The sequence below is a fragment of the Mycobacterium sp. TH-M82 genome, assembly GCF_057473605.1.
The window spans coordinates 1-4,525 of sequence record NZ_JBYCKY010000195.1; the positions used below are offsets into that span (position 1 = coordinate 1).

At 67.9% G+C, this 4,525-nt stretch carries 4 protein-coding genes; 2 read left to right on the plus strand and 2 right to left on the minus strand.

All coding sequences use genetic code 11. From position 1 onward, the window contains the following. On the minus strand, positions 1–2,119 hold a 2,119-nt coding region (locus AC2VON_RS05775), incomplete at its 3' end, for a class I tRNA ligase family protein (RefSeq protein ID WP_486952078.1). A gap of 160 nt (positions 2,120–2,279) precedes the next feature. Between AC2VON_RS05775 and AC2VON_RS05780 the strand changes: the two genes are divergently transcribed. Next, the gene (locus tag AC2VON_RS05780; protein ID WP_486952079.1) at positions 2,280–3,119 is read left to right on the plus strand and encodes an LpqN/LpqT family lipoprotein; all 840 of its coding nucleotides are present in this window, start codon (positions 2,280–2,282) and stop codon (positions 3,117–3,119) included. Between the two features lie 70 nt (positions 3,120–3,189). On the opposite strand, the gene AC2VON_RS05785 is transcribed toward AC2VON_RS05780, so the two are convergent. Beyond that, positions 3,190–3,795, minus strand: a complete 606-nt coding sequence (locus AC2VON_RS05785; RefSeq protein ID WP_486952080.1) for a YqgE/AlgH family protein — start codon at positions 3,793–3,795, stop codon at positions 3,190–3,192. A gap of 156 nt (positions 3,796–3,951) precedes the next feature. On the opposite strand from AC2VON_RS05785, the gene AC2VON_RS05790 reads away from it, so the two are divergent. Further along, positions 3,952–4,525: MFS transporter (locus AC2VON_RS05790; protein WP_486952081.1), on the plus strand; the 574-nt coding region annotated here is incomplete at its 3' end.

Consider the following 4,525-nt stretch of genomic DNA (forward strand, 5'->3'; position numbering starts at 1 on the left):
AGGATCCCCGCGCGTCGGTGTAGGCGAAAGCCTGAATGTAACCCTGGTTGACCAGCCTGCGGTACGGCTCCCGCGAGCTGACGTGGCCCAGGTCGTATAACACCTTGTGCCAGAACCGCGAGTACAACAGGTGCAGCACTGCATGCTCGACACCCCCGACGTAGAGGTCCACACCGCCGGGGTCGGTGGCCCCGTGCTCCGCGGGCCTGGGGCCCATCCAGTACGCCTCGTTCTCGGCGGCGCAGAACCGCGCCGAGTTGTGCGGGTCGGTGTAGCGCAGTTCGTACCAGGAACTGCCGGCCCACTGCGGCATCACGTTGGTGTCGCGAACGTAGGACTTCAGCCCGTCGCCCAAGTCCAGCTCGACGTGCACCCAGTCGGTCGCCTTGGCCAGCGGCGGCGACGGCACGCTGTCGGCGTCGTCCGGGTCGAACAGCACCGGCGAGTAGTCGCCCACGTCCGGCAGCTCGACCGGCAGCACCGCCTCGTCCAACGGGTGCGGCCGCCCGTCGCCGTCGTAGACGATCGGGAACGGCTCGCCCCAATACCGCTGCCTGGCGAAAAGCCAGTCGCGCAGCTTGTATTCGACGCGTCCCCACCCGCGGCCGTCGGCCTGCAGCCGCTCGATCACAGCCTCTTTCGCACGCGCCACCCTCATGCCGTCGAGGTAGCCCGAGTTGACCAGGACGCCGTCGCCGGCATAGGCACAATGAGCGGTTCCGGTGCCGCCACCGGAGATCACTTCCACCACCGGCAGACCGAATTCGTGTGCGAACTCCCAGTCGCGCTGATCATGGCCGGGCACCGCCATGATCGCCCCGGTGCCGTACCCGGCCAGCACGTAGTCGGCGATGAAGATCGGGACCCGTTCACCGTTGACCGGATTGGTTGCATAGCCGCCCAGGAACACCCCGCTCTTCGTCTTGTTCTCCTGACGTTCCAGGTCCGACTTAGCGGCAATGGCCCTCCGGTAGTCGGCGACGGCTTCGACCGGCGTCGCGGCGCCGGACGTCCAGCGCGGATCGACCGGGCCCGGCCAGGTGGCGGCGGTCAGGGAGTCGACCAGAGCGTGCTCAGGGGCCAACACCAGATAACTGGCACCGAACAGGGTGTCCGGACGGGTGGTGAATACCTCGATATCGGCAGTTCCGCCGGCAGCGGTGTCCGCGGCGAACAACACCGAGGCGCCGGTGGAGCGGCCAATCCAGTTGCGCTGCATGGTCTTGACCTTCTCCGGCCAGTCCAGCACCTCGAGGTCGTCGAGTAGTCGGTCGGCATAAGCCGTGATGCGCATCATCCACTGCCGAAGGCGCTTGCGGAAGACCGGGAAGTTGCCGCGGTCGCTGCGACCGTCGGCAGTGACCTCCTCGTTGGCCAGCACCGTGCCCAGGCCGGGGCACCAGTTCACCATCGAGTCGCACCGGTAGACGAGCCGATGGCCGTCTATCACGTCGGCGCGATCGCCAGCCGACAACTCCGCCCAGATCCGGCCGTCGTCGAGGTCACGTGCGCCGGAGTCGAATTCAGCGATCAACTCGGTGATCGTGCGCGCTTTGCCGGCGGCGGTGTCGAACCACGCGTTGTAAATCTGCAAGAAGATCCACTGCGTCCATTTGTAGAACTCGACGTCGGTGGTGGAGAAGCTGCGCCGGCTGTCATAGCCGAAACCCAGCCGTCCCAGCTGGCGCCGAAAATTGACGATGTTGGCCTCGGTCCTGGCCCGTGGATGCGTGCCGGTTTGCACCGCGTACTGCTCGGCTGGCAGGCCGAATGCGTCAAACCCCAACGCGTGCAGCACATTACAGCCGACCATCCGAAAGTAGCGGGCGTAGACGTCGGTGGCGATGTAGCCCAGCGGATGGCCCACGTGCAGCCCGTCGCCCGACGGGTACGGGAACATATCCTGCACGAAGATCTTGTCGGCGGGCACCGCCGACGTCTCCGAAGCGGCCAGCGAGCCGACCGGGTTGTCGACGTTGAAGGTCCCCCACCGGGCCCACCGGGCCTGCCAACGACGTTCAATGCGGCCCGCCAGCGTCGCGGTATAGCGGTGCGGGGGTGTGTCAGCGTCGGGGCTGGCAGCAGAGCCGCGGTGCTGCGCGGCCGACGATCCAGTCACCTCAACAGGGTATAAGGGGCCCGCGGCGGCACAGCTTGGTCTCGGTTGTGTTGCAGAGCGGTGAGGGTCTGTTCCGGCGCTGGTGAACGGCGTGAGCTGCTGATTACAGTCGGTGGGTGACCCGGGGGTGTCACCCCACCACTTGGAAGGACCGACCCAGATGACGCAGACCATCCGCGGCTGGCGGCTACTGGCCGGCTTCATGGCGGCATGGGTGGCGGCGGGGGTGGTCGCAGCGGCGGCCGGGGTGGGCTTCTTCGGCACCGTCGCAGCGGCGGAACCGATACCGCCGCCGACCCCGGGTCAAACCTCGGCCACCACCCCGCCCGCGATGCCCGCCGCGGCGGCGCCGACAGTCCCGCCCGGGTCCACCGGGACCGCCTCGACGGCCCCGACGCGGGTTCCGGCCAGCTCCGGAACGCTCCGCGACTTCTTCGCCCAGCACGAGGTGGCGCTGGAGCCGCAACAGGCCGCCGGCTTCACCCCGCTCGACATCACCCTGCCCGTGCCAACCGGCTGGACCCTGGTCCCCGACCCGAACGTCGAAGATGCGTTCGCGGTGATCGCCGACCGGAGCAGTCCTGCCCTCTACACACCGAACGCTGCGGTGGTGGTTTATCGGCTGATGGGTCACTTCGACCCCGGGGAAGCCATCACCCATGGCTACATCGACAGCCAGCAGCTGCCCGCCTGGCGTACCACCAACGCGTCGCTGGCCGACTTCGGGGGTTTCCCGTCGTCGCTGATCGAAGGCACCTACCGTCAGAACGACATGACGCTCAACACCTCGCGGCGCCACGTGATAGCGACCTCTGGAGCAAATAGCTACCTGGTGACCGCGACGGTCACCACCGGCATCGGTGAATCCATCGGCAGCGCCCCGGCCACCAACGCCATCATCAACGGGTTCCGGGTGAGCGCACCCGACACCGCCGCGCAGGGGTCACCATCGCATACCGCTGCGCCGCAGCCGTCCACGCCGGCGCGGCCGCGCGGTTGACCCTGCCGCCCGGCATGCACGGTGCGCCTTGCGCCACCGGACCGAATCCGCCCCGACCGGGCTGTGTGTTTCAGTTCCGGCTGATGTCGATCGGATGGGTGGCCAGCAGCGGCAGCGGCAGCGGCTGCCGGCGCAGGGCCCGCCCCCACAGGTCGACCCTCGCCGGAGCCAACACGTCCGACGGCAGCGCCGACACCACGATCCAGTCGTCCCGCTCGATCTCACCTTCGAGCTGGCCGATCGTCCAGCCCGCATAGCCCGCGAAAATTCGGACGCCCTCGACGAACGGCGCGATCGTCTGCGGGTCGGCGTCGAGGTCGACCATCACCATGCGGCCCGCGACATGGCGCAACCCTGACATGTTATGCGGGTCCACGCCGACCCGCATGACCGCCAGGCACAGCGCGGCGTCACGCTTGACCGGCCCGCCGACAAACATCGTCTTCGGCTTGCTGGCCAGCTCCGACCACTGCGGCAGCAGGTTGTAGACAGCCGTTTCGCTGGGCCGGTTGAGCACCACGCCCAGCGTGCCACCGTCGTTGTGCTCGACCACGTAGATGACGCTGCGGCGAAACGTCGGCTCCAACAGGTCGGTGTTGGCCAGCAGCAGCGCGCCGGCACGCACCCGATACGCCGCGGGCGCGACATGGTCTTCGGGCTCTTCGGGTTGCGGCACCACACCATCATGGCATCAGCACTTCTCGAAAGTGGTGAGCCGTGACGAACCGTGCAGGCCGCCGGGATATTCGGATATTTGTACTCTGGTCTGGAGCCGGGCCGTACCACCGGCCCGCATCCGAAAGTAGGTTTCGTGGTCGACGCTCACGCGCATATGACGCTGTGGCGCTCGGCGCGCAGCCTAACCGACTTCTGGCGGCTGCTGGAGCTGCGCGCGGCAAGCCAATTCGGCGATGGTCTGTTCCAGGCCGGACTGGCCGGTGCGCTGCTGTTCAACCCGGACCGGGCCGCCGACCCGTGGGCGATCGCGGGGGCCTTCACCGTGTTGTTCTTGCCGTACTCGCTGCTGGGTCCGTTTGCCGGCGCACTGCTGGACCGATGGGATCGACGGTTGGTGCTCATCACCGCCAACGTGGCCCGCCTGGTGCTGGTGATCGGGATCGCCGCGTTACTGGCCGCCGGGGCCGGTGACCTGGTGGTGCTCTGCGCAGCGTTGACCGCCAACGGGTTCACCCGGTTCGTCACATCGGGACTGTCGGCGGCTCTGCCGCACGTGGTGCCGCGCAAACAAGTGGTCACGATGAACTCGCTGGCCATCGCGACGGGCGCGGTCGCCGCCTTCATCGGCGCAAACTTCATGCTGGTGCCGCGCTGGCTGGTGGGCGCCGACGACCGCGGCGCCGCGTCGATCATCTTGATCGACGCGATCCCGGTGGCGATCGCGTTGA

What these genes read in the sequence shown, in the direction of transcription:
- AC2VON_RS05780 (WP_486952079.1), top strand. Translation starts at nt 2,280, where the DNA reads ATGACGCAGACCATCCGCGGCTGGCGGCTACTGGCCGGCTTCATGGCG.